This is a genomic window from Citrobacter sp. Cb041 (assembly GCF_030336655.1).
Lineage (GTDB): Bacteria > Pseudomonadota > Gammaproteobacteria > Enterobacterales > Enterobacteriaceae > Citrobacter > Citrobacter braakii.
In genome coordinates, this window is record NZ_JAOWDD010000036.1 from 156,065 (window position 1) to 179,831 (window position 23,767).

Sequence of the window (23,767 nt, forward strand, 5' to 3'; positions counted from 1 at the left end):
CGATAGCATAGGCATGGTACGCAAAATTACTCGATATTCTGAATTTGCTCGCGCATTTGCTCGATCAATACCTTCAGTTCAATTGCGGAATTAGTCACCTCGGCATTGATAGACTTGGATGCAAGAGTGTTCGACTCACGGTTGAATTCCTGCATCATGAAGTCCAGACGACGGCCAACAGCCTCTTTTTTCTTCAGAATGTTGTAGGTTTCTTTGACGTGGGCTTCCAGACGATCTAACTCTTCTGCTACATCGATGCGCTGCGCCATCAGCACCAGTTCTTGCTCAAGGCGGTTATTCTCCAGTTGCACCTGGGCGTCTTCCAGTTTGGCTACCAGACGCTCACGCTGCCATTGCAGAATTTCCGGCATATGTGCACGCACTTTAGCGACTTCAGTGCTGACGCCTTCCAGACGCTGCTCGATCAGCGCTTTCAGCGCCTGACCTTCGGTTTCACGCGCGACGATGAAGTCATCCAGCGTACCGTCAAGCGCGGCGAGGATTTCAGCGGCAATGGCGTCCAGATCTTGCTCCTGGGCAGCCATTACGCCTGGCCAGCGCAGGATATCAACTGGGTTAATTTCACCTTCATCACTCTGCATTTTGACCCAGTTAGCAGCGCTAACGAGCTGTTTAGCGAGCTTTTCATTTAGAATCAGCTCGCCCTGGGCGCTGGCATCAGGCTCAAAACGCAGCGTACACTCGACTTTACCGCGCGTCAGACGCGTGCGTATGCGTTCGCGAACAACGGGTTCAAGACTACGGAACTGTTCCGGCAGGCGAAAATAAGTTTCCAGATAACGCTGGTTTACCGAGCGCATTTCCCAGGTAGCGCTACCCCATTCACCCTTGATTTCACGCCGGGCGTAGGCGGTCATGCTGCGGATCATAGACGTTCCTGTTTTTAAAGATGAGATGGGAGGATTATAGCCATCCACGTCTTGTCAGGATAGGAATAACAGTCGGAAGTCCGTATAATGCGCAGCCACATTCGTTTCAAGCCGGAGATTTTATCATGCGTCCAGCAGGTCGTAGTGCCAACCAGGTGCGTCCCGTCACCCTGACCCGTAATTATACAAAACACGCTGAAGGCTCCGTGCTGGTCGAATTTGGTGATACCAAAGTGCTGTGTACCGCCTCTATTGATGAAGGTGTACCGCGTTTTCTGAAAGGTCAGGGCCAGGGCTGGATCACCGCAGAATATGGCATGCTGCCACGCGCCACGCACACCCGTAACGCCCGTGAAGCGGCGAAAGGTAAGCAGGGCGGTCGTACCATGGAAATCCAGCGTCTGATAGCTCGTGCGCTGCGCGCCGCCGTTGATCTGAAGACGCTCGGTGAATTCACTATTACGCTGGACTGCGATGTTATTCAGGCAGATGGTGGTACGCGCACTGCATCAATTACCGGCGCATGTGTGGCGTTGGCTGATGCGCTGAACAAGCTGGTAGCGAGCGGTAAACTGAAAACTAACCCGATGAAAGGGATGGTCGCCGCGGTTTCCGTGGGCATTGTGAACGGTGAAGCGCTCTGTGACCTCGAATACGTTGAGGACTCTGCCGCAGAAACCGACATGAACGTGGTGATGACTGAAGACGGCCGCATTATAGAGGTGCAGGGCACGGCAGAAGGCGAGCCGTTCAGCCATGAAGAACTTCTCACCCTACTGGCGTTAGCCCGAGGGGGAATCGAATCCATTGTAACGACGCAGAAGGCGGCGTTAGAAAATTGATTTTAAAGGCGACTGATGAGTCGCCTTTTTTTTGTCTGTAATAAAGTGAGATGAGGAGCGAATCCATGAAACCGTATCAGCGCCAGTTTATTGAGTTTGCGCTTAGCAAGCAGGTACTAAAGTTTGGCGAGTTTACGCTGAAATCCGGGCGTAAAAGCCCCTATTTCTTCAACGCCGGGCTGTTTAATACCGGGCGCTGCCTGGCACTGTTAGGCCGTTTTTATGCCGAAGCGCTGATGGATTCCGGTATTGAGTTCGATTTGCTGTTTGGTCCGGCCTACAAAGGTATCCCGATTGCGACCACCACGGCTGTTGCGCTGGCGGAACACCACGATAAAGATTTGCCGTACTGCTTCAACCGTAAAGAGGCGAAGACCCACGGTGAAGGCGGTAATCTGGTAGGTAGCGCACTTGAGGGGCGTGTAATGCTGGTGGATGATGTTATCACTGCAGGTACGGCTATTCGTGAGTCGATGGAAATTATTCAGGCTAACGGCGCTACGCTGGCGGGGGTACTGATTTCTCTCGATCGTCAGGAACGCGGTCGCGGCGAGATTTCAGCGATTCAGGAAGTGGAACGCGATTATGGCTGCAAGGTGATTTCTATCATTACCCTGAAAGATCTGATTGCGTATCTGGAAGAAAAACCAGAAATGGCAGAACACCTGGCCGCAGTACGGGCGTATCGCGAAGCATACGGCGTATAAGAACTGCCGGATGGCGCTGCGCTTATCCAGCCTACGCACCGCGGAGTTCGTAGGCAAAATAGGCGAGGTCGCCATCCAACAACGGTGTTACTGCAATTGAGCGGCAACCAACGGCCAGCGGATGTCGAAATCATCCGTTGGGCGGTATTTAAATTCGCTACGTACAAACCGGGACAGCATACCTTCGCAGAAAGCCAGTAACTGGCTGGCCAGCAGCGTTTCATCCACGGTGTAGCCTTCACCTTCACGCATTCTTTTTTCTCGCAGAACCTGGCGTAACTGCGCCTCAATTCGCTCAAAAAGCTGGTTAATACGGCCTTGCAGACGGTCTTGCTCGAACATCAACGCGTGTCCGGTCAGAATTCGCGTCAGGCCAGGATTACGTTCACCGAACCCTAAAATCAGCAGTACGATCAGACGCAATCGCGCGTTAGTGTCTTTTTCATCTTTCAAAATCAGATTGATACGGGTAATCAGACTATCTTCGATAAACTCAATCAGGCTATCGAACATGCGGGTCTTGCTGGGAAAATGGCGATACAAGGCCGCTTCGGAAACGCCCACAGAGGCCGCCAGTTTAGCTGTCGTGATGCGTTGGCTACCATCGCTGGACTCAAGCATCAGTGCCAGAGACTGAAGTATTTCTTCGCGACGATTCCTTTTCGCAGTTTGCTTTTCTACCATGTTACAAAATACCCCTGAAAATAAGCTCTTGCCAGGCAGGCATCCACACAGCGACCGCAAACTGGTGTTTGCGGTGTGTTATTGCGTTATTACGCTGTGAGATGCTTTTCTGCGGGTTACTTGCGCCCGGAATGGCCGAAGCCACCTTCGCCACGATCGGTGGCTTCAAACTCTTCCACCAAATTCAATTCAGCCTGGACGACCGGTACAAATACCATCTGCGCGATACGTTCGCCCGGTTCAATAGTAAAGTTGTCCTGACCACGGTTCCAGATTGAAACCATCAGCTGGCCCTGGTAGTCGGAATCAATCAAACCGACCAGATTGCCCAGTACGATCCCGTGCTTATGGCCCAGCCCGGAGCGCGGGAGCATCACTGCCGCAAGAGAAGGATCGGCAATGTGGATAGCTAACCCGGTTGGCACCAGCGTTGTTGCGCCAGGCGCCAGTTCTACGGCGTCATCAAGACAGGCACGCAGGTCAAGTCCGGCAGAACCAGAAGTGGCGTACGTCGGGAGCGGAAATTGTTGCCCTACGCGCGGGTCCAGAATCTTAACGTCGATTTTTTTCATCATAACGGGTCACGATCTCGTCGAGTAATAATTGGCCCAGGAGTTCTTTGCGCTCAAGCGGTAAGACTTTATCTCCATCCTGCCAAAAAAGGTGTAATGCGTTGCTGTCGCTGTTAAATCCTTGAGTAGACAGCGAAACGTCGTTCGCACAGATCACATCAAGGTTTTTGCGGATGCGTTTTTGCCGGGCATATTCTTCCACATTATTTGTTTCGGCGGCAAACCCAACGACAAAAGGACGATTAGCATCCAGTGCGGCAACACCAGCGATGATGTCCGGGTTTTTGACCATTTTTACTGTTAATTCATCACCCTGCGTTGCCTGTTTTTTGATTTTTTCACTGGCGACAGTTTCAGCGCGATAATCAGCGACTGCGGCGCAGCCGATAAAAATATGCTGTTGTTGCACCGCAGATTGCACGGCGGCTTCCATTTCCAGCGCGGTCATCACATCAATGCGCTGGACAAAAGGCGGTGTAGGTAACGAAACCGGACCTGATACCAGCGTGACGTTTGCCCCGCGTTTTGCGGCAGCGGCCGCGATAGCAAATCCCATTTTCCCGGAGCTGTGGTTGGAAATATAACGCACGGGATCAAGCGGTTCACGCGTCGGGCCTGCTGTAATCATGATGTTGAGATGTTGCAGATCTTTGACAGGTGAAAAATGTTCTGCCGCCATATCCACAATTGTTAACGGATCCAGCATACGTCCAGGACCGACATCACCACATGCCTGACTACCGCTGTCAGGACCCCAAATGAGCAAACCGCGCGAGGCAAGAATGCCCAGATTGTGTTGGGTAGCGGCGGCGCGGTACATCTGCTGGTTCATAGCCGGCAGCACGGCAACAGGCGCTGGCGTTGCCAGACAGATCGTAGACACCAGATCGTTGGCCATACCTGCGGCAACGCGGGCAATCAGATCTGCCGTCGCTGGGGCCAGTATAACCAAATCGGCCCATTTCCCCAGTTCAATATGGCCCATCGCGGCTTCGGCTGCGGGGTCAAGCAGGCTGTCGGAAACGGGATAGCCCGAAACCGCCTGTAAGCTCAGAGGAGTAATAAACGCTTTTGCTGCTTCGGTCATCGCCACGCGGACGTCTGCGCCGCGTTCCCGTAAACGACGCACCAGCTCAGGGGTTTTGTACGCAGCAATCCCGCCACTGACGCCAAGTACGATTTTTTTACCGGCCAGGCTCATCATGATCTTTCCTGTTGGGTTTCACCAGAAGGCGGATATTTTATCACAATCCGCAATGTGTCGTGCTTTTGCCCGCGCTCCAGTTTGCGAGGCTCTACGAAGAAGTGAAAACAGAGCGTCGATTCGCCGCTGGCGTTATGCCATTATGCGGACGCGAAAGGAGGGGTAAAGCATGGAAAATACAGGACGTATAATGCCTCGGGAAAAGCTGTTGGCGCAGGGGGCCAGTTCGCTGACCGACGTAGAGCTACTCGCTCTTTTTCTACGCACCGGGATACTGGGTAAAGATGTGCTTACTCTGGCGAAAGAGATGCTTCAGCATTTTGATTCGTTGTATGGTCTGTTGTCTGCTGATTACATGGATTTCAGCTATGTTCAGGGCATCGGTATCGCGAAGTACGCACAGTTGAAGGGAATAGTGGAGCTGGCAAGGCGCTACTACAACGTACAGGTGATAGAGGAGCGTGCGATACTTAGCCCGGAAATGGCGCGTGAATTTCTGCAAAGCCAGCTTTCGCAAGAGGAACGCGAGATCTTCTATGTGATCTTTATGGATTCTCAACATCGCGTGATTAAACACCGTAAACTTTTTTCTGGAACGCTAAGCCACGTTGAAGTGCATCCGCGAGAAATTGTCCGCGAAGCGATAAAAATGAATGCTTCTGCGGTGATCCTTGCACATAATCACCCTTCGGGGTGTGCAGAGCCGAGCAAAGCAGATAAACTCATCACCGAGCGTGTTGTGAAATGCTGTCAGTTCATGGATATCCGGGTGCTTGATCATCTGGTCATTGGGCGCGGAGAGTACGTTTCTTTTGCGGAACGCGGTTGGATTTAACGCACTTTACGCGATCCATCGGGATCTTTGTCTGTTCGGGACTTGAGCACATCGCTGACTCAGCGTATACTACGCCACCTTTGAGAATCTCGGGTTTGGCATTTGGGCCTGGCAATCGAGAGTTCGCAAATACGCAAAATCATTCTTGTTGCGTCCAATGACGAGGCAACGATGAAAGATTTAGTGTATTGAACTGCGATAACCGGGCTGAGAAGCCTGACGAGGCGCCAATACCCCATACGAAGCTCGAGCTAATTTGATTTTTGGAGAATAGACATGTCCCGAGTCTGCCAAGTTACTGGCAAGCGTCCGGTGACCGGTAACAACCGTTCCCACGCACTGAACGCGACTAAACGCCGTTTCCTGCCTAACCTGCACTCTCACCGTTTTTGGGTTGAGAGCGAGAAGCGTTTTGTCACCCTGCGTGTATCTGCTAAAGGTATGCGTGTTATTGATAAGAAAGGCATCGAAACAGTTCTGTCTGAACTGCGTGCCCGTGGCGAAAAGTACTAAGTACTAAGAGGAAATAAATCATGGCTAAAGGTATTCGTGAGAAAATCAAGCTGGTTTCTTCTGCTGGTACTGGTCACTTCTATACCACCACGAAGAACAAACGTACTAAGCCGGAAAAACTGGAGCTGAAAAAGTTCGATCCAGTTGTTCGTCAGCACGTTTTATACAAAGAAGCGAAAATCAAATAATTTCCGCTTTGATGTAAAGAAAAACCCTGCCTCGGCGGGGTTTTTTGTTTTCTGGCCGTCCCCATATTAATGAGACCTGATACACCGCCGGAGATACTATGCCTGAATTACCTGAAGTCGAAACCAGCCGCCGCGGTATTGAGCCGCATCTGGTGGGGGCAACGATTATGCACGCAACTGTGCGTAACGGTCGTTTGCGTTGGCCTGTATCAGAGGAAATCTATCGTCTGAGTGATAAACCTGTCCTGAGCGTACAGCGGCGCGCGAAATACCTGCTGCTGGAGCTATCAGATGGCTGGGTAATCATTCACCTGGGGATGTCGGGTAGTTTGCGTATCCTTTCTGAAGAGCTTCCGGCAGAAAAACATGACCACGTCGACTTAGTGATGAGTAACGGCAAAGTCCTGCGCTATACCGATCCGCGTCGTTTTGGCGCCTGGCTGTGGACTAAAGAGCTGGATGGGCATAATGTCCTCGCCCATCTTGGCCCTGAGCCGCTGAGCGACGATTTCAATGCTGGTTATCTGCAGCAGAAATGTGCGAAGAAGAAAACTGCGATTAAACCCTGGCTGATGGATAACAAGCTGGTCGTGGGGGTGGGAAACATCTATGCCAGCGAGTCGCTGTTTGCGGCTGGTATCCATCCTGACCGTCTGGCGTCATCTTTGTCGCAGGATGAGTGCGAACTGCTGGTGCGCGTTATCAAGGCAGTTTTGCTGCGTTCTATCGAGCAGGGCGGGACCACGCTGAAGGACTTTCTGCAAAGTGACGGTAAGCCGGGTTATTTTGCCCAGGAGCTGCAGGTCTATGGGAGAGAAGGTGAACCCTGTCGCGTATGCGGCGCGCCAATCATTGCGACAAAACACGCTCAGCGCACAACGTTTTATTGCCGTCGCTGTCAGAAATAACACCATTATCGGCCGGACGTAGCGTATGCCTCATCCGGCCAGACGCATTACTTCAGTTTACTCAATAATGCCTGATGAACGTTTTCCGGCAGAAAGTGCGCTACGTCACCCTGGTGGCGGGCAACTTCTTTCACCAGTGACGATGAGATAAATGACCACTCTTTAGACGGCATCAGAAAGACGCTTTCCAGTTGTGGCATCAGATGACGGTTCATATGGGCCAGCTGCATTTCATACTCAAAATCGGCTACCGCACGCAGGCCACGGATCAGAATGTTAGCCTGATTATCGCGGGCAAAGTTTGCCATCAGATCGCTGAATCCCAGAACCTCCACATTACCGAGATGCGCCGTTGCCTGCTGTGCCAGCTCAACGCGCTCTTCCAGAGTAAACATCGGTTTTTTACTGGGACTTGCGGCAATTGCCAGGATTACGTGATCGAACATGCTTGTCGCTCGTGTCACGATATCGAGGTGGCCGTTAGTAATGGGATCAAAGGTTCCTGGATAAATCGCCCGTTTTTGCATGACTTGCCTCAATGCGTTTTGGGTGGCAGATAAGGTTCCAGCAGCTGCAGCAGACGCTGAAGCGCGCCCTGATTTTGATACAGAACTTCAACTGCGTGACGGCCATAAAAATTACGATAATCTGCATCGGTCAGTAAAGAAGAGACCTCTTTCACCAGCGTAGTTGCGTCGGTGACGGTGATCAATCCGCTTGCCTGTTCGAGGCGGGCGCAAATATCTTTAAAATTAAAAGTATGTGGCCCCATCAGTACCGGAATGGCGTGCGCCGCGGCTTCCAGTGGGTTGTGTCCACCGCGTTCAACCAGCGAACCGCCAACAAAAGCAAGGTCAGCAATGCCGTAAAGCAACATCAACTCGCCCATGGTGTCGCCGATTACGACCTGGGTTCCTGATGACGGAACTTCGCCCGAAGAACGTGTCGTATAGCTTAGCCCAGCTTGGCGTACGAGGTTAATGGCATCCGGGAACCGTTCAGGATGTCTGGGTACCAGAATCAGTAAAAGATTAGGGAACTGGTTTAATAACGCCTGATGGGCGGCAATGATAATGCTTTCTTCGCCGTCGTGCGTGCTGGTTGCAATCCATACCGGGCGGTGAGGTGCCCATTGACGACGCAATGTAATCGCTTTTGCGGCCAGCTGCGGCGTGACGGAAATATCAAACTTCAGGCTACCGGTAACGGTGACCTGATTGCTTCTGGCACCAAGCGTGATAAAACGAGCGCCATCTTCTTCGTTCTGGGCGGCAATCAACGTAATTCGGCGCAGTAGCCTGCCAACAAATTTACCTAATTTAGCGTAGCCAGCAGCTGAGCGAGCGGAAAGACGTGCATTGGCAATGACCAGCGGAATATGGCGCTTATGCAGTGCCGCGATCAGATTCGGCCACAGCTCGGTTTCCATAATTAACACCAGCTTGGGGTCAACTTTATTCAGGAAACGGTTTAGGGCATCCGGTAAGTCGTACGGCAGATAAATATGCTGAACGTCAGGGCCAAAAGCGGATTGTACGCGCTCGGAACCGGTTGGTGTCATGGTGGTGACCGTGATCGGCAAGTCGGGGTAACGATGTCGCAGAGCGCGGACTAATGGGATAGCTGCCAGCGTTTCGCCCACGGAAACCGAATGAAGCATGATGCCGCCTGGTTTTAGCGGACGGCGGTAAAAGCCGTAGCGTTCACCCCAGCGTTTACGGTAGGCCGGAGCCTTACGTCCGCGCACCCAAAGCCGTACCCAGATCAAAGGCTGAATAAGGTAGAAAAGGGCGGTGTAAAGCAATTCGAGCATAATGGTAGCTGACTTATGAATGTGCTGGGGATTCTATGTATTTAGCTGTGGCTTTACCAATACTTTTCCTATTTTTAAATTAAATAGCGTCCCTCGCGGGGGATGTCCAGGGTACCAGCATCTTTTGCATCTTTACGTTTTCTGTTGATATTTTCCGGTTTAGTCGAGATAGATGGCTAAAAATCAAAAGGTCTGAACATCTTAATTCATTGATTTATATGTTTTAAAATCATTGGCTGTGCAAGAATTATTCGAGTCGGAACATGGCGAAAGAAGTGATACACTAGCGCGTAAAAAATCAGTGCGATATCAGTAATCAGGTAGCTGTTGAGCCTGGGGCGGTAGCGTGCTTTTTTCTGCTTAACTTTACCGGACACTCACGATAAAAGAGCCGCTTGTGGATAAGCCAATTAATAGAATTCTGGTCATAAAAATGCGTTTTCACGGAGATATGTTGTTAACAACTCCGGTCATTAGTACGCTAAAGCAGAACTATCCTGATGCGAAAATCGACGTGCTTCTCTATCAGGATACCATCCCAATTTTGTCGGAAAACCCAGAAATTAATGCCCTTTATGGTATTAAAAATAAAAAGACAAAAGTAACTGATAAAATAACTAATTTTCTGCACCTGATCGGAACGTTGCGCGCAAATGGGTATGATTTAGTTGTAAACCTTACCGATCAGTGGATGGTTGCGATACTGATGCGGCTACTGAACGCGCCAATCAAAATCTCTCAAGATTATGCACATCGGCAATCTTCTTTTTGGAAAAATAGTTTTACATGTCTGGCTCCGCTTAGCGGTGAAAATGTGGTGGAAAGCAATCTGTCTGTGCTGGCCCCGTTGAAACTTAAATCGACTGTTACGCATACAACAATGAGCTATCCGGAGGATAGCTGGGAACGTATGCGCACAGAATTAAATCGGGCTGGAGTTGGTGATGAATACGTTGTAATTCAACCAACGGCACGCCAACGCTTCAAGTGCTGGAATAACGAAAAGTTTTCACAGGTAATTGACGCCTTACACCAGCGTGGTTTGGAGGTAGTTATGACCTCTGGCCCAGGCGAAGACGATCTGGCTTGCGTGAATGAAATTGCACAAGGTTGCAAAGAAAGGCCCGTTACTGCGCTGGCGGGAAAGATGAGCTTCCCCGAGCTAGGAGCGGTCATCGATCATGCGCAGTTGTTTATTGGGGTGGACTCTGCTCCGGGACACATTGCTGCTGCGGTTGATACACCATTGATATGCCTGTTTGGCGCAACGGATCATAATTTTTGGCGACCATGGTCAAAGCAGATGATTCAATTTTGGGCTGGTGATTACCGTCCGATGCCTCCACGCGAACAGCGCGATCGCAATGAAATGTATCTTTCGGTGATACCCGCTGACGATGTTATTGCTGCTATCGATAAATTATTACCGGGTAGACTTGTGCCGCCACAAGCGGGGAGTCCCGTATGATTGTTGCTTTCTGTTTGTATAAATACTTCCCATTCGGTGGGTTACAGCGTGATTTTATGCGCATTGCGCAAACTGTAGCGGCACGTGGTCACCATGTTCGTGTCTATACGCAGTCCTGGGAAGGTGAGTGTCCTGACGTTTTTGAATTGGTTCTTGTACCGGTCAAGTCCCGGACAAACCATGGTCGCAATGCGGAGTATTATTCCTGGGTCCAGGCACATTTACTTCAGCACCCTGTCGATCGGGTTGTTGGTTTTAATAAAATGCCAGGGCTGGATCTCTACTATGCTGCTGACGTTTGCTATGCCGAGAAAGTGGCACAAGAAAAAGGTTTCCTCTATCGGTTAACTTCACGATATCGGCACTATGCAGCGTTTGAACGCGCGACGTTTGAGCAGGGTAAACCGACGCAGCTATTGATGCTAACTGATAAGCAGATTGCTGATTTTCAGAAGCACTATCAGACAGAAGCTCAACGATTTCATATTCTTCCTCCAGGGATTTATCCGGACAGGAAGTATAGCCAGCAGATTCCGAATAGCCGTGAAGTTTATCGCCAGAAAAACGGTATAACAGAGCAACAAAATCTATTATTGCAGGTAGGCTCTGATTTCACTCGTAAAGGTGTGGATCGTTCAATACGTGCAGTGGCCTCGTTACCAGAAACGCTTCGGACTAATACGCTACTGTATGTTGTTGGACAAGACAGACCGAGAAAATTTGAGGCGCTGGCGGAAAAACTTGGCGTACGCAGTAATGTCCATTTCTACTCTGGCCGTAATGATGTTGCAGAATTAATGGCTGCGGCTGATATATTGATGCATCCAGCTTATCAGGAGGCGGCAGGTATTGTTTTACTAGAAGCAATCACTGCCGGGCTGCCGGTGTTGACCACAGCCGTATGCGGTTACGCGCATTATATTGTTGATGCTAATTGTGGTATGGCAATTACAGAACCATTCCGGCAAGAAACGCTGAATGAAGCCTTACGTAAAGCGCTGGTAGAGCCTTCATTGTGTTCGGAATGGAGGGCAAATGCACGACACTATGCGGATACGCAAGATTTATACAGCCTACCGGAGAAAGCTGCGGATATGATTACGGGTGGTTTAGATGGTTGAATTAAAAGAACCGTTAGCCACACTATGGCGCGGGAAAGATGCATTTGAAGAAGTTAAAAATTTACAAGGTGAAGTATTCAGAGAACTGGAGACTCGCCGTACTCTACGATTTGAACTAACGGGTAAAAGCTATTTTTTAAAATGGCACAGAGGCACTTCTCTGAAAGAGATTGTTAAAAACCTACTTTCATTACGCATGCCAGTATTAGGTGCTGATAGAGAATGGAATGCCATTCATCGCCTGAGTCAGTTAGGTGTGGATACAATGACAGGCGTGGGATTTGGTGAGAAAGGGTTGAATCCACTGACTAAAACCTCGTTTATTATTACTGAGGATCTCACACCAACTATCAGCTTAGAAGATTACTGTGCTGATTGGGCCACAAATTCTCCCGATGTGAAAGTGAAGCGTATAATTATTGATCGTGTTGCCACCATGGTGCGTAAGATGCATGCTGGAGGTATCAATCATCGCGATTGCTATATTTGCCACTTTTTATTACATCTGCCTTTTTCAGGGCGTGAGGACGATCTCAAGATTTCAGTGATTGATTTGCACCGTGCTCAGATTCGGTCGACTGTTCCCCAACGCTGGCGCGATAAGGACTTGATCGGTCTCTATTTTTCTTCCATGAACATTGGATTAACCCAGCGTGATATTTATAGATTTCTACGCATCTATTGCGAGTTGCCGTTGAAAAGCATCCTAAGTCAGGAGGCTGATTTGTTCAAGGAAGCTCAGGTTAAAGCTAATAAAATACGCGAAAGAACAATCCGTAAATCTCTATGATTAATTTATCCTGAACTATTTGAAATGCATCATGTGAGAACATGGTCTATTTCTCAAAAATTGGTAAGAGTCAAATGTCTCAATTTAGCGATAAAGAAGTTATCCTTTCTGTTTTTGAGTACGATTTTCGGGAAAATGCTTCTGCAGACTGTTTTAATATCGGTTATGGTATTGACAGGAATTTTTTATTTGGCTGCGGTGTATCAATAGCCTCTGTATTATTGTCGAATAAAAAAATCGATTTCACATTTCATATATTTACTGATTATTTCGATGAGAGTGATAAAGCCAGATTCGCCGATCTTGCTAAACAATATCAATCCTGTATCAAAGTTTACCTAATTGATTGCAATAAATTAAAAGACTTACCTAGTACAAAAAACTGGACTTATGCAACATACTTCCGTTTTGTTATTGCAGATTATTTCTATAATAAAATAGATAAATTATTATACCTGGATGCCGATATTGCTTGCCAGGGTAGTGTACGAGAACTGGTCGATTATAAGTTTTCCGCAGATGAGATCGCTGTCGTTGTAACGGAAAGAGATTCCGAATGGTGGCATAATCGTTCTGTAACGCTGGCCACTCCAGAATTAATCGCCGGATACTTTAATGCTGGATTCTTACTTATCAACATCAACGCATGGCACAGTAATAATATCTCTTCCCGAGCCATCGAAATGTTGCGAGTTCCAGAATGGGTGGAAAGAATAACTCATCTTGATCAAGATGTCCTTAATGTGTTGTTAGCCGGAAAAGTAACTTTTATCAATGGTAAATACAATACACGCTTTAGCATTAATTATGAACTGAAAGATGAAGTAGTCAATCCTGTGAATAATGAAACTGTCTTCATTCATTATGTGGGACCGACAAAACCCTGGCATGAGTGGTCCAACTATCCGGTATCGAAGAGTTTTTTAGTTGCGAAAGAGGCCTCGCCCTGGCATTCAGTAGCGCTTCTCAAACCGACCAATAGCAATCAATTCAGATATTGTGCAAAGCATAAATTTAAACAAGGGTTATACGTTCAGGGACTGTGTAACTACTTTAATTATTATCTGACCAAGTTGAAAGGTTAACTGCTGGCTAAGTACATTGTTAAAATAATCAACAGCAATGCATATCTTAGCCGCTGGAAAATATAGCTGAAATAATTAAAGGTAATTAAATTGGACTTCAAAAGATTAACTAACTTCAAAGATATTATTGAGTTAGACAGACGTGTTACACCATGTGATGATCGTGACACTTTTAATATCTCATGGGGAATCGATAAAAATTACCAAACTGGCGCGGCAATTTCTATTGCATCAATCCTTGAAAATAATAAACAGAATAATATTAATTTTACTTTTCATATTATTGCGGATTATTTAGACCAAGAATATATTGTACTATTGACACAATTAGCAGAACAGTATAAAACAGTTATTAAGCTATATCATATTGATTCTGAACCGTTGGTGTCACTACCTAAAACAAATATATGGCCAGTGTCAATATACTATCGCTTGCTTTCATTTGATTATTTTTCTGAACGATTAGATCGACTGCTATATCTTGATGCTGATATTACGTGTAAAGGCTCTTTAGAGGATCTTGCCGCACTGAAATTTGATGGGGAATATGGTGCGGTTGTAGTAGATGTTGATTCAATGCAGGATAAAAGTGCAGAGCGTCTACATAATCCTGAGTTTAAAGGCAACTACTTTAACTCGGGTGTCATGTATATAAACTTGCAGCAATGGCTTAACTCTAATTTGACAAAGAAATTCTTCGAACTATTGTTAGATGAAAGTATAGTTTCCAGAGTAAAATATCCTGATCAGGATATTTTAAATATCATGTTTTTGCATCATGCGGTATTACTACCGAGGAAATATAACTCAATTTATTCATTGAAGTCTGAGTTTGAGATTAAAAATAAAAATTACTATAAATCAGTGATTAATGAAGAGACAGTATTTATTCATTATACTGGTGTAACAAAACCATGGCACGAGTGGGCTGACTATTCCTCAGCACAATTTTTCCGCACAGTATATGAGAATTCACCATGGAAGAATCAGCCTTATCAAGTTGCAAAACAAAAGCACGAATATAGAGAAGAATATAAACACCTTCTTTATCAAAATAAAATAATTCCAGGCCTGATCGCAGCAATTAAATATAAAACAATGTAATGGTGATCTTTATGATTGATAAAATCATATTTACTGTAACACCTATTTATTCTATTCCACCACGTGGTGCCGCAGCAGTTGAGACCTGGATGTATCAGGTTGCCCAGAGAACTAAATTCCCTAATCGTATTGTCTGTATAAAGAATGAAGGATATTCTGATTATTCTTACGTAAACGAAAGATGCAGTATTCATCGTATTGGATTTAGCTCAGTATATAAGCGTATTTTCCAAAAGTGGACTCGGCTGGATCCGTTACCTTATTCAAAGCGCATACTGAAAGTTGCCGAAAAATTTGAGATAACCGATCAAAGTGTGATTGTTGTCCATAACAGTATGAAGCTATATCGACAAATTCGTTCGCAAGCTCCTCAGGCTAAAGTTGTGATTCATATGCATAATGCGTTTGAACCTAAGTTGCTTGATAAAAAAGTTAAGATGATCGTACCAAGTTTGTTTTTGAAGAACTATTATCAATCTTATCTTCCTGAAGCTGATATTGTTATTGTGCCTAATGGTATTGACCTGGATATCTATCAATCGTCATATGAATCAATATCAAAAAATAAATTAAATATTTCCCCTGAAAGCAAGGTGGTATTTTTTGCTGGACGCATAGTACCTGATAAAGGTGTTCTCTTGCTTCTGCAGGCTTTTGAAAAGTTGCTGCATGAGAATAAAAATCTGAAGCTTGTGGTCGTTGGTGATCACATGGAAGTAAATAAGAACGATAAAGGTGATTATCAGCGTGAAGTTCGGGAAATAGCTGAGCGCCTCAAACCACATTGTATTATGTTAGGTAGTATCTCACCCGAGAAAATGCACTATTACTATCCACTGGCAGATATAGTTGTGATTCCTTCTCAATTTCAGGAGCCATTTTGTATGGTGGCTATTGAGGCTATGGGCGCTGGAAGACCTGTATTAGTCAGTACTCGAGGCGGCATGGTTGAGTTTGTTAAAGATAAAATTACAGGCTATCACCTTACAGAGCCGATGACTGCAGAAACTATTGCTCAGGATATTACCAGGGTAATGGCGGAAAGTTGTTTAGCGGATACCGCCCAACGAGGTCAGCAATATGTCTTTGGAAACTATAGTTGGTCTGCGGTTACACAACGGTTTGAAGAGGTTATTTGTAACTGGTTCGAGTGATAAAAAGGCTACATAAAGTAGCCTTTTTTACTATTTTATTTATTCTTCAGCGCTAACAGAAAACCTGCAAAAATACCCAACAGATCTAACTCAATCTGCTCAACGTTGCCACGTATAATAAAATAACCGACAAATGAAAGTAAAATTATTATATAAGCATTGTATGGGGAATAGTAATTCTCCCTAAAAGCATGCGTAACACATTCCCTCACAATGCTAGTGTACACCAGTATTAAACCCACAAGTCCAAGTAATCCTGTACCAAACCATACAAAGAGAATAAGGTTGTGTGGTCCAATTGACTCGCGGAATGTCCAGTTTGGATAATCAACAACACGCTTGTTGTATACAATTTTATAAGCGTTATTACCAAAACCATAACCAATAACTGGGTTTTCTAAGATTAGGTCAAACGCACTTCCTTGCGTACCGTTAGTATAGCGGTATGAGCTGTCAGTTTGCTGTAATTTAACGGTCAGGTTTTCTGACATATCTTTGTATGAAAATATAGCTGTCAGAGCAACAATGGCTACGAGGATTCCTACAGTAAGCAATCGCCATTGTTTGTACATGATTATCCATGTAAGAGCAATAATAAATACAGATAACCATGCGCCACGGGACAATGTTCCAAGAATTAAAAAGGTGTATATCGCCCCTAACAACAGGAATAATATACGGTATTTCGCTGATTTAATGAGCCATAGATTCAGAAGCACTGGGAATAAAAACACCATTGCATCTGAAATTCCGCGATGTTGGTAATTAGTAAAAGGCATGATTCCTTGCTTATAGTCCTGATAATAAAGGACAAATTCTGAAAGGCATCGCAAACTAAGAGCTGTAAGGAACGAGAAGAATATCAACTTTGAAATGGTTTCTTTGCTTTCTTCTCTTAGTAATACAGGGATCGCAATAGTGCATAATAAGACATTTTCAACAACTGAGTTGTTTATCTCTTTCAGGCTAGCTTTTAGTTCAGGAGTGAACACTAAAGAGACGAAGGTAGCGATTACAAGAAATGATACACTTGCAAAAACAAATGTTTTAAAAATAGGAATATAATGTCGAGGATTCTTACATAAATAAACTATCGTTGTGATAGTCATCAGGATGACAATCAAATGTTTATAACGAGTAATACCACCTAAGAAATAGGTGGCGACAAACAGAAATATAAGTCCTCTATTCCAGTTTATCTTCCAGTTTTTTTTCTCATCTAAAAAAAACTTTGTTAAAGCCATCATTTCTCCGACACTTACAGACAATTATTAAAAAAATTGCAATTAATTGATTCTAATACGGTCGAAGAACGCAAGTCTGAAAGGTTTTCACTTTCTGAGCGACATGCCACTTGATTCTTCCCATACCCACCAATCAATCCTGGGTCCGTTGGACCGTACAACGTAATATTTGGGCGATCCAGCGCAGCGGTTAAATGACTCAGGCCTGTATCAACCGACACCACAAATTTTGCCCCCGCCAGTACGCGAGCGACCTCTCCCAAAGTCATCCGTGGAAGAACATCAACATAAGAAAAACCATTTGCCAGCCTACGGGCTCGTGCTTCTTCGTGAGGAGCACCCCATGGCAGTTTAATACGTATGCCAGCGTTATTTAACAGGCCAATTAGCTCCCGCCAGTTGGCTTCTGGCCAGTGCTTATCATCACGCGTTGTGGCATGCAGAAATACGGCATACTGGTCCGCATCAGCATTACTTTCTTTCAGAAAATGCTGAGCGATAGCGTAATCACCCTGCGACTGGGGCCTGGAATATCCCAGACTTTTGGCGAACAATTCACGCGTACGTTCTACCGCGTGCTGCTGTTTGGCAATGTGATGTTTGCGATTATAAAACAGGCTCGCCAATGGTTCGCGCGCCGTGCTCCAGTCCATACCATGCTTGATGCCACGTGCCAGACGCGTAACCAACGCCGCGCTTTTTACCAGACCCTGCGCATCAATTATCGCGTCATACTGATGTAAACGCACCGCATCGCGAAAGGCTTTACGCTCGGCTTTAATCGGCGCTGAAAACCAGGCTTTACGCCAGCGGCGGATCGCCACTGGAATAATCCGGTCAACGGCTGCATGCCAGGATGGGATCTGCGCGAAGCCTTCTTCCACTACCCAATCAAATTGAATATCCGGCATGACCTGCTGCGCATCGGTTAATGCCGGTAACGTATGCAGTACATCGCCCATAGACGATGTTTTAACGATCAGTACCCGCATCCGTCAGGCTTCCTCTTGTAACAACAGGTCGTTAAGTTCTTCCAGCACGCGCTGGGGTGTGATGTCAATCAGGCTCTGATGATAGCCTTCTGCTGCATCTCCCTTGCGTACTTTGTGATAGCCCGTAATCAAGCGAATTACGCGCGCCTTGTGTGAAAGCGGCGGAGTAAAATCCGGGCTGCTGGGGCCATACAACGCTACCAGAGGTCGATTCAACGCTGCGGCAACGTGCATTAATCCAGAGTCGTTGGTGACCACCGCTTTGCAGGCGGCGAGCAGAATGACGGCCTGCTCCAGCTGTGTTTCGCCTGCCAGATTACGGCACCAGGGCTGCTGATCAACGCTCAGCGTCGCCAGGATCTCATTTCCGGCTTCATGGTCTTTTGCAGAGCCAAAAAGCACAATCTGATGGCCTTCATCGATCAGCTGCTTCGCCAGATCTGCGTAGTGGTAATGTGGCCAGCGTTTCGCTGGACCAAATTCCGCTCCAGGGCAAAAGCCGATGATGGGGCGTTCGGCAGAAAGGGAAAACTGGCGACAGGTCAGGGACTTTTCACCTTCGCTTACCTGCAACTGCGGCCATAGCAGAGGCTGCGGCAAATCTTTAGCTGACAGCATTACGCCTTTATCATAGGCCAGGGCTACATAGCGTTCGACCATCAGCGGCCAGGCATCTTTATCCAGCACGCGCGCATCGTTTAGCAGGCCGTAGCGCATTTCACCACGCCAACCGGTACGATGGGGAATGCCAGCAAAGAACGGTACCAGCGCGGATTTAAACGAGTTAGGCAGCACATAGGCGCGGTCATAGCGTTTTTCACGCAGGCTATGACCGAGTTTACGCCGCTCACCGATCTCCAGCGCGCCGTGTCCAAGCGGCATGGCGATAGCTTCGTTAACTTCAGGCATGCGCGATAATAACGGACGGCACCATGCAGGTGCCATCACGTCGATTATCGCCTGGGGATAGCGCGCCTTAAGCGTGCGATAGAGACTTTGCGACATCATCATGTCGCCCACCCAGGACGGGCCTACCACCAAAATTTTCATACTTACGCGTCGCGGTTCAGCCAGGCCATATATTCCGTTACACCTTCAGCAACGGTTTTAAAAGGCTTGTCATAGCCCGCAGCGCGCAGATTAGTCAGATCGGCTTGGGTAAACGCCTGGTAGCGACCTTTCAGTTTTTCCGGGAATGGGATGTACTCAATGCTGCCTTTTTTGTGGTACGCAAGCGTTGCATCGGCAACGGCCTGGAAAGATTCCGCACGACCGGTACCAAGGTTAAAGATGCCGGAAACCCCGTTTTCCAGGAACCACAGGTTCACCGCAGCCACATCGCCTACGTAAACGAAATCACGCTTGAAGTTTTCACTGCCTTCGAACAGTTTTGGTGTTTCGCCATTGTTGAGCTGGGTGTTGAGGTGGAAAGCGACGCTTGCCATGCTGCCTTTATGGCCTTCACGCGGTCCGTAGACGTTGAAATAGCGGAAGCCAACAATCTGAGAATTGGCTTCTGGCAGGATCTGACGAACGTACTCGTCGAACAGGAATTTTGAGTAGCCGTAAACGTTCAGCGGTTTCTCATATTCACGGGATTCGATGAAATCAGAAGTGCGACCGCCGTAGGTGGCGGCAGAGGACGCATACAGGAACGGAATTTCACGCTCCAGGCAATAGTGCAGCAGCTCTTTGGAGTATTGATAGTTGTTGTCCATCATATACTTGCCGTCCCACTCGGTAGTGGAGGAGCATGCGCCTTCGTGGAAAATCGCTTCGATATCGCCGAAATCTTCTCCGGCCATAATCTGGATCAGGAAGTCTTCCTTGTCCATGTAGTCAGCAATATTCAGATCCACCAGGTTAACAAACTTGGTGCCATCTTTCAGGTTGTCCACCACCAGGATGTCGGTGATGCCTTTATCATTCAATGACTTGACGATGTTGCTGCCGATAAAGCCCGCGCCGCCGGTAACGATGATCATAAATGTAACCTTCGAATTTTGGAGTCAGAGACAATCTCAGACACTAATGTCTGTAATCATACCATCACATCGACATCCCTTCAGCCTCTTAAGTAAGATGGTGGGTCGGTAGAAGGCCTATAAACACCAGTATAAGAATGCTTATTTAATGGTTATTAAGTCTATTAAATTAATCTTAAATGTACTTAGTTTTTTTATATCCATCTATGTATATTATATGTACAAAAACAAAAACTATGTGATATAATATTTTTTTTATTAATGGTTTGAAAATGGTTATGAAATCGTCTACCACTATTGTGACAGCATATTTTGATATCGGTAGGGGGGAGTGGACTGTTAATAAAGGCTTCCGTGAAAAACTTTCCCGATCTTCTGATGTCTATTTTGACTACTTCAAACGGTTAGCCGCTTTAGAAAATGATATGGTTATTTTTACCTCGTCTGAGTTTGAAGACAGAGTTGCGGAAATACGCAAAGGTAAGCCCACAAAAATTATAACCATAGATTTAGGTAAAAAATTTAAGCATATTAATAATAAAATAAGACAAATCCAGCAGGATGATACCTTTAAGAATAAATTAGAGACTCGACAGCTAGGTAACCCTGAGTACTGGTCTCCAGAATATGTGTTGATCAATAATTTAAAAGCATATTTTGTAGTGAAGGCCATAAATGCAGGGTTAGTTAATACTCCGATGGTTGCTTGGGTAGACTTCGGATATTGCCGTAAACCGCAGGTTACTCGCGGATTAAAAGTATGGGACTTCCCTTTTGACCGTAATAAAATGCATCTCTTCACGATTAAAAAGGGTCTGGTTATATCATCCAGAAAACAGGTTTTTGATTTTATGATCGGAAATCATACCTATATTATCGGCGGCGCTATTGTTGGTTCACCAGAGAAATGGAAAGAGTTTTACTCATTAGTCACTGAGTGTCAAAAAGAGACTCTCAGAAATAATATTGTTGATGATGATCAGGGTATTTTTGTCATGTGTTATTACAAGCGCCCTGATCTATTAATGCTTAATTACCTTGGTCGTAGCAAATGGTTCGATCTGTTCCGTGTTTATCGGCGAACCGCTTTAGGTGCAAAACTCCAGGCATTGCGAATTTTTCTCACTCGAAAGTAGTGGCTTGAATGAGATTGAAGGGTTACCTAACCAGATAGAATGCTGCAAAGGCATTCTTCTGCTATTGCTGTTGTTTTTTTATGATTTTTTATAAAATCCATCCAATTCAATTGGTTGCGATTCAGTGCGTCCAATGAATCCATACGACGGCATCACTGATTAGCCATGTGGGTATACGTGATTTATGCTTCATTTTGAAGAAGTGATGATGCGTCATCTCGTATCAGCGTATAGCTTTGGGTAATATGTGCTGAAATTTGCCCAGTCTGGAGAATTGAAATGCGTGGGGATTTTTACAAACAGTTAACGAACGATCTCGAAACCGCACGTGCGGAAGGATTGTTTAAAGAAGAGCGCATTATTACGTCTGCCCAGCAGGCGGATATCACCGTGGCGGACGGAAGCCACGTTATTAACTTTTGTGCGAACAACTATCTGGGGCTGGCTAACCACCCGGAACTGATTGCAGCTGCAAAAGCAGGTATGGATTCTCACGGATTTGGTATGGCTTCGGTCCGCTTTATTTGCGGTACCCAGGACAGCCATAAGCAACTGGAGCAAAAACTGGCGGCATTCCTCGGTATGGAAGATGCCATCCTTTACTCTTCCTGCTTTGACGCCAACGGCGGCCTGTTTGAAACGCTGCTGGGCGCAGAAGATGCGATTATCTCAGATGCGCTCAACCACGCTTCTATCATTGACGGTGTTCGCTTGTGTAAAGCAAAGCGTTTCCGTTACGCCAACAACGACATGGTCGAACTGGAAGCTCGTTTGAAAGAAGCGCGTGAAGCGGGAGCCCGTCATATCCTGATCGCCACCGATGGCGTGTTCTCTATGGATGGTGTGATAGCTAACCTGAAAGGCGTTTGTGACCTGGCGGATAAATACGACGCGCTGGTCATGGTTGATGATTCCCATGCTGTCGGCTTTGTCGGCGAAAATGGTCGTGGCTCACATGAATACTGTGACGTGATGGGGCGTGTGGACATCATCACTGGTACGCTGGGTAAAGCGCTCGGCGGCGCATCTGGCGGTTATACCGCAGCGCGCAAAGAGGTTGTTGAGTGGCTGCGTCAGCGTTCCCGTCCGTATCTGTTCTCCAACTCATTGGCTCCTGCAATTGTTTCTGCCTCCATTAAAGTGCTGGAGATGGTCGAAGCAGGCAGCGAGCTGCGCGATCGCCTGTGGGCGAACGCACGTCAGTTCCGCGAGCAAATGTCTGCCGCAGGCTTTACGTTAGCGGGAGCGGATCACGCAATTATCCCGGTCATGTTGGGGGATGCGGTAGTGGCGCAAGAGTTCGCCCGCAAGCTGCAAAAAGAGGGGATTTACGTTACTGGATTCTTCTATCCGGTGGTTCCAAAAGGTCAGGCGCGTATTCGTACCCAGATGTCTGCGGCGCATACCCCTGAGCAGATTACGCGTGCTGTTGAGGCGTTCACACGCATTGGTAAACAACTGGGCGTTATTGCCTGAGGATGTGAAATGAAAGCGTTATCCAAACTGAAAGCGGAAGAGGGCATTTGGATGACCGACGTTCCTGAACCGGAAGTCGGCCATAACGATTTGCTGATTAAAATCCGTAAAACAGCCATCTGCGGGACTGACGTTCACATTTATAACTGGGATGAATGGTCGCAAAAAACCATCCCGGTACCGATGGTCGTTGGACATGAATATGTCGGCGAAGTTGTTGGCATCGGCCAAGAAGTTAAAGGCTTTAAAATCGGCGATCGCGTTTCAGGCGAAGGTCATATCACCTGCGGGCATTGCCGTAACTGCCGCGGTGGACGTACTCACCTGTGCCGCAATACGACCGGTGTTGGCGTAAACCGTCCTGGCTGCTTTGCAGAGTACCTGGTGATCCCGGCATTTAACGCGTTTAAAATTCCGGACAACATCTCTGACGACCTGGCGTCTATCTTCGATCCGTTCGGTAATGCGGTGCATACGGCGCTGTCGTTCGATCTGGTTGGGGAAGATGTGCTGGTTTCCGGCGCGGGTCCAATCGGTATTATGGCGGCAGCGGTTGCCAGGCACGTTGGCGCACGCCACGTGGTGATTACCGATGTTAATGAGTATCGCCTTGAACTGGCGCGTAAAATGGGCATCACTCGCGCGGTCAACGTGTCGAAAGAGAGTCTGACCGACGTGATGGCTGAACTGGGCATGACCGAAGGGTTTGATGTCGGTCTGGAGATGTCCGGCGCGCCGCCAGCGTTTCGCGCCATGCTGGACACCATGAACCACGGTGGCCGTATTGCTATGCTGGGTATTCCACCATCAGACATGTCCATCGACTGGACTAAAGTTATCTTTAAAGGATTGTTTATTAAAGGTATCTACGGTCGTGAGATGTTTGAGACCTGGTACAAGATGGCCGCATTGATTCAGTCTGGTCTGGATTTGTCGCCGATCATCACCCATCGATTCTCCATTGATGAATTCCAGCAGGGCTTTGACGCGATGCGTTCGGGCCAGTCAGGGAAAGTGATCCTGAGCTGGGATTGAATGCTCGACTTGTATTAAATG

25 protein-coding genes are annotated in these 23,767 nt (G+C 47.0%); 15 read left to right on the forward strand and 10 right to left on the reverse strand.

The features are described from left to right. Positions 1-26: 26 nt before the first annotated feature. Positions 27-890, reverse strand: coding sequence for a YicC/YloC family endoribonuclease (locus OGV52_RS09450; RefSeq protein ID WP_019078038.1), 864 nt, complete (start codon positions 888-890; stop codon positions 27-29). A 125-nt stretch (positions 891-1,015) separates the two neighbouring features. Here OGV52_RS09450 and rph point away from each other — a divergent pair, with 125 nt between their 5' ends. Both rph and pyrE read left to right on the forward strand, forming a co-directional pair. After that, positions 1,016-1,732: a ribonuclease PH gene (gene rph, locus OGV52_RS09455; RefSeq protein WP_016154991.1), complete on the forward strand. Its 717-nt coding sequence runs from the start codon at positions 1,016-1,018 to the stop codon at positions 1,730-1,732. 65 nt (positions 1,733-1,797) lie between these two features. Next, entirely contained in the window at positions 1,798-2,439 is a 642-nt protein-coding gene (gene pyrE, locus OGV52_RS09460) for an orotate phosphoribosyltransferase (RefSeq protein WP_016157763.1), read from the forward strand. A gap of 87 nt (positions 2,440-2,526) precedes the next feature. Here the strand turns inward: pyrE and slmA are convergent, their stop codons facing one another. From slmA to coaBC, 3 genes are all read right to left on the reverse strand, one after another. Next, positions 2,527-3,123 carry a nucleoid occlusion factor SlmA gene (gene slmA, locus OGV52_RS09465; protein ID WP_016154989.1) on the reverse strand — a complete coding sequence of 199 codons (597 nt, stop codon included), beginning with the start codon at positions 3,121-3,123 and terminating at the stop codon, positions 2,527-2,529. A 116-nt stretch (positions 3,124-3,239) separates the two neighbouring features. Then, positions 3,240-3,698, reverse strand: a complete 459-nt coding sequence (dut, locus tag OGV52_RS09470) for a dUTP diphosphatase (protein ID WP_287108414.1) — start codon at positions 3,696-3,698, stop codon at positions 3,240-3,242. Beyond that, a complete protein-coding gene (coaBC, locus tag OGV52_RS09475; RefSeq protein ID WP_088583168.1) occupies positions 3,676-4,896 on the reverse strand; it encodes a bifunctional phosphopantothenoylcysteine decarboxylase/phosphopantothenate--cysteine ligase CoaBC in 1,221 nt (406 codons plus the stop codon). Before coaBC ends, dut begins: the two co-directional genes overlap by 23 nt. A 172-nt stretch (positions 4,897-5,068) precedes the next feature. Here coaBC and radC point away from each other — a divergent pair, with 172 nt between their 5' ends. From radC to mutM, 4 genes are all read left to right on the forward strand, one after another. Continuing rightward, positions 5,069-5,734 carry a RadC family protein gene (gene radC, locus OGV52_RS09480; protein WP_016154986.1) on the forward strand — a complete coding sequence of 222 codons (666 nt, stop codon included), beginning with the start codon at positions 5,069-5,071 and terminating at the stop codon, positions 5,732-5,734. A gap of 276 nt (positions 5,735-6,010) precedes the next feature. After that, positions 6,011-6,247, forward strand: a complete 237-nt coding sequence (gene rpmB / locus OGV52_RS09485; protein WP_003024071.1) for a 50S ribosomal protein L28 — start codon at positions 6,011-6,013, stop codon at positions 6,245-6,247. A 20-nt stretch (positions 6,248-6,267) separates the two neighbouring features. Next, positions 6,268-6,435 (forward strand): 50S ribosomal protein L33, encoded by a 168-nt coding sequence (gene rpmG / locus OGV52_RS09490; RefSeq protein ID WP_003024094.1) that lies wholly within the window; start codon positions 6,268-6,270, stop codon positions 6,433-6,435. 98 nt (positions 6,436-6,533) lie between these two features. Beyond that, positions 6,534-7,343, forward strand: a complete 810-nt coding sequence (mutM, locus tag OGV52_RS09495; protein WP_019078041.1) for a bifunctional DNA-formamidopyrimidine glycosylase/DNA-(apurinic or apyrimidinic site) lyase — start codon at positions 6,534-6,536, stop codon at positions 7,341-7,343. A gap of 47 nt (positions 7,344-7,390) precedes the next feature. Here the strand turns inward: mutM and coaD are convergent, their stop codons facing one another. Then, entirely contained in the window at positions 7,391-7,870 is a 480-nt protein-coding gene (coaD, locus tag OGV52_RS09500; protein ID WP_016154984.1) for a pantetheine-phosphate adenylyltransferase, read from the reverse strand. Positions 7,871-7,878: 8 nt separating this feature from the next. After that, positions 7,879-9,156: a lipid IV(A) 3-deoxy-D-manno-octulosonic acid transferase gene (gene waaA / locus OGV52_RS09505; protein ID WP_016154983.1), complete on the reverse strand. Its 1,278-nt coding sequence runs from the start codon at positions 9,154-9,156 to the stop codon at positions 7,879-7,881. A 397-nt stretch (positions 9,157-9,553) separates the two neighbouring features. Here waaA and rfaQ point away from each other — a divergent pair, with 397 nt between their 5' ends. The 6 genes from rfaQ to OGV52_RS09535 all read left to right on the forward strand — a co-directional run bounded on the left by rfaQ (position 9,554) and on the right by OGV52_RS09535 (position 15,878). Then, positions 9,554-10,624, forward strand: coding sequence for a lipopolysaccharide core heptosyltransferase RfaQ (gene rfaQ, locus OGV52_RS09510; RefSeq protein ID WP_200108485.1), 1,071 nt, complete (start codon positions 9,554-9,556; stop codon positions 10,622-10,624). After that, entirely contained in the window at positions 10,621-11,745 is a 1,125-nt protein-coding gene (locus OGV52_RS09515; RefSeq protein WP_103767016.1) for a glycosyltransferase family 4 protein, read from the forward strand. The genes rfaQ and OGV52_RS09515 overlap by 4 nt, the downstream gene beginning before the upstream one ends. Next, entirely contained in the window at positions 11,738-12,535 is a 798-nt protein-coding gene (gene rfaP / locus OGV52_RS09520; RefSeq protein ID WP_216404227.1) for a lipopolysaccharide core heptose(I) kinase RfaP, read from the forward strand. Before OGV52_RS09515 ends, rfaP begins: the two co-directional genes overlap by 8 nt. A gap of 74 nt (positions 12,536-12,609) precedes the next feature. After that, on the forward strand, positions 12,610-13,620 hold the full coding sequence (gene waaO / locus OGV52_RS09525) for a lipopolysaccharide 3-alpha-galactosyltransferase (protein ID WP_146050126.1): 1,011 nt from the start codon (positions 12,610-12,612) through the stop codon (positions 13,618-13,620). A 90-nt stretch (positions 13,621-13,710) separates the two neighbouring features. Continuing rightward, positions 13,711-14,724 (forward strand): glycosyltransferase family 8 protein, encoded by a 1,014-nt coding sequence (locus OGV52_RS09530; RefSeq protein WP_287108418.1) that lies wholly within the window; start codon positions 13,711-13,713, stop codon positions 14,722-14,724. 11 nt (positions 14,725-14,735) lie between these two features. Then, the gene (locus OGV52_RS09535) at positions 14,736-15,878 is read left to right on the forward strand and encodes a lipopolysaccharide N-acetylglucosaminyltransferase (protein ID WP_287108420.1); all 1,143 of its coding nucleotides are present in this window, start codon (positions 14,736-14,738) and stop codon (positions 15,876-15,878) included. A 35-nt stretch (positions 15,879-15,913) separates the two neighbouring features. Here OGV52_RS09535 and rfaL read toward each other — a convergent pair whose 3' ends face one another. From rfaL to rfaD, 4 genes are read right to left on the reverse strand one after another with little or no spacing between them, the layout of a single operon-like run. Then, the gene (rfaL, locus tag OGV52_RS09540; protein ID WP_287108474.1) at positions 15,914-17,122 is read right to left on the reverse strand and encodes an O-antigen ligase RfaL; all 1,209 of its coding nucleotides are present in this window, start codon (positions 17,120-17,122) and stop codon (positions 15,914-15,916) included. A gap of 14 nt (positions 17,123-17,136) precedes the next feature. Further along, positions 17,137-18,114 carry a lipopolysaccharide heptosyltransferase RfaC gene (gene rfaC, locus OGV52_RS09545; RefSeq protein WP_287108421.1) on the reverse strand — a complete coding sequence of 326 codons (978 nt, stop codon included), beginning with the start codon at positions 18,112-18,114 and terminating at the stop codon, positions 17,137-17,139. Positions 18,115-18,117: 3 nt separating this feature from the next. Next, positions 18,118-19,164, reverse strand: coding sequence for an ADP-heptose--LPS heptosyltransferase RfaF (gene rfaF, locus OGV52_RS09550; RefSeq protein WP_046275755.1), 1,047 nt, complete (start codon positions 19,162-19,164; stop codon positions 18,118-18,120). A 2-nt stretch (positions 19,165-19,166) separates the two neighbouring features. Beyond that, the gene (rfaD, locus tag OGV52_RS09555) at positions 19,167-20,099 is read right to left on the reverse strand and encodes an ADP-glyceromanno-heptose 6-epimerase (protein WP_003827312.1); all 933 of its coding nucleotides are present in this window, start codon (positions 20,097-20,099) and stop codon (positions 19,167-19,169) included. A 278-nt stretch (positions 20,100-20,377) separates the two neighbouring features. On the opposite strand from rfaD, the gene yibB reads away from it, so the two are divergent. From yibB to tdh, 3 genes are all read left to right on the forward strand, one after another. Next, positions 20,378-21,235, forward strand: coding sequence for a protein YibB (gene yibB, locus OGV52_RS09560; protein WP_287108422.1), 858 nt, complete (start codon positions 20,378-20,380; stop codon positions 21,233-21,235). 279 nt (positions 21,236-21,514) lie between these two features. Beyond that, positions 21,515-22,711 carry a glycine C-acetyltransferase gene (gene kbl / locus OGV52_RS09565; protein ID WP_287108424.1) on the forward strand — a complete coding sequence of 399 codons (1,197 nt, stop codon included), beginning with the start codon at positions 21,515-21,517 and terminating at the stop codon, positions 22,709-22,711. A gap of 9 nt (positions 22,712-22,720) precedes the next feature. Continuing rightward, a complete protein-coding gene (tdh, locus tag OGV52_RS09570; protein ID WP_016154972.1) occupies positions 22,721-23,746 on the forward strand; it encodes an L-threonine 3-dehydrogenase in 1,026 nt (341 codons plus the stop codon). Positions 23,747-23,767: the final 21 nt, after the last annotated feature.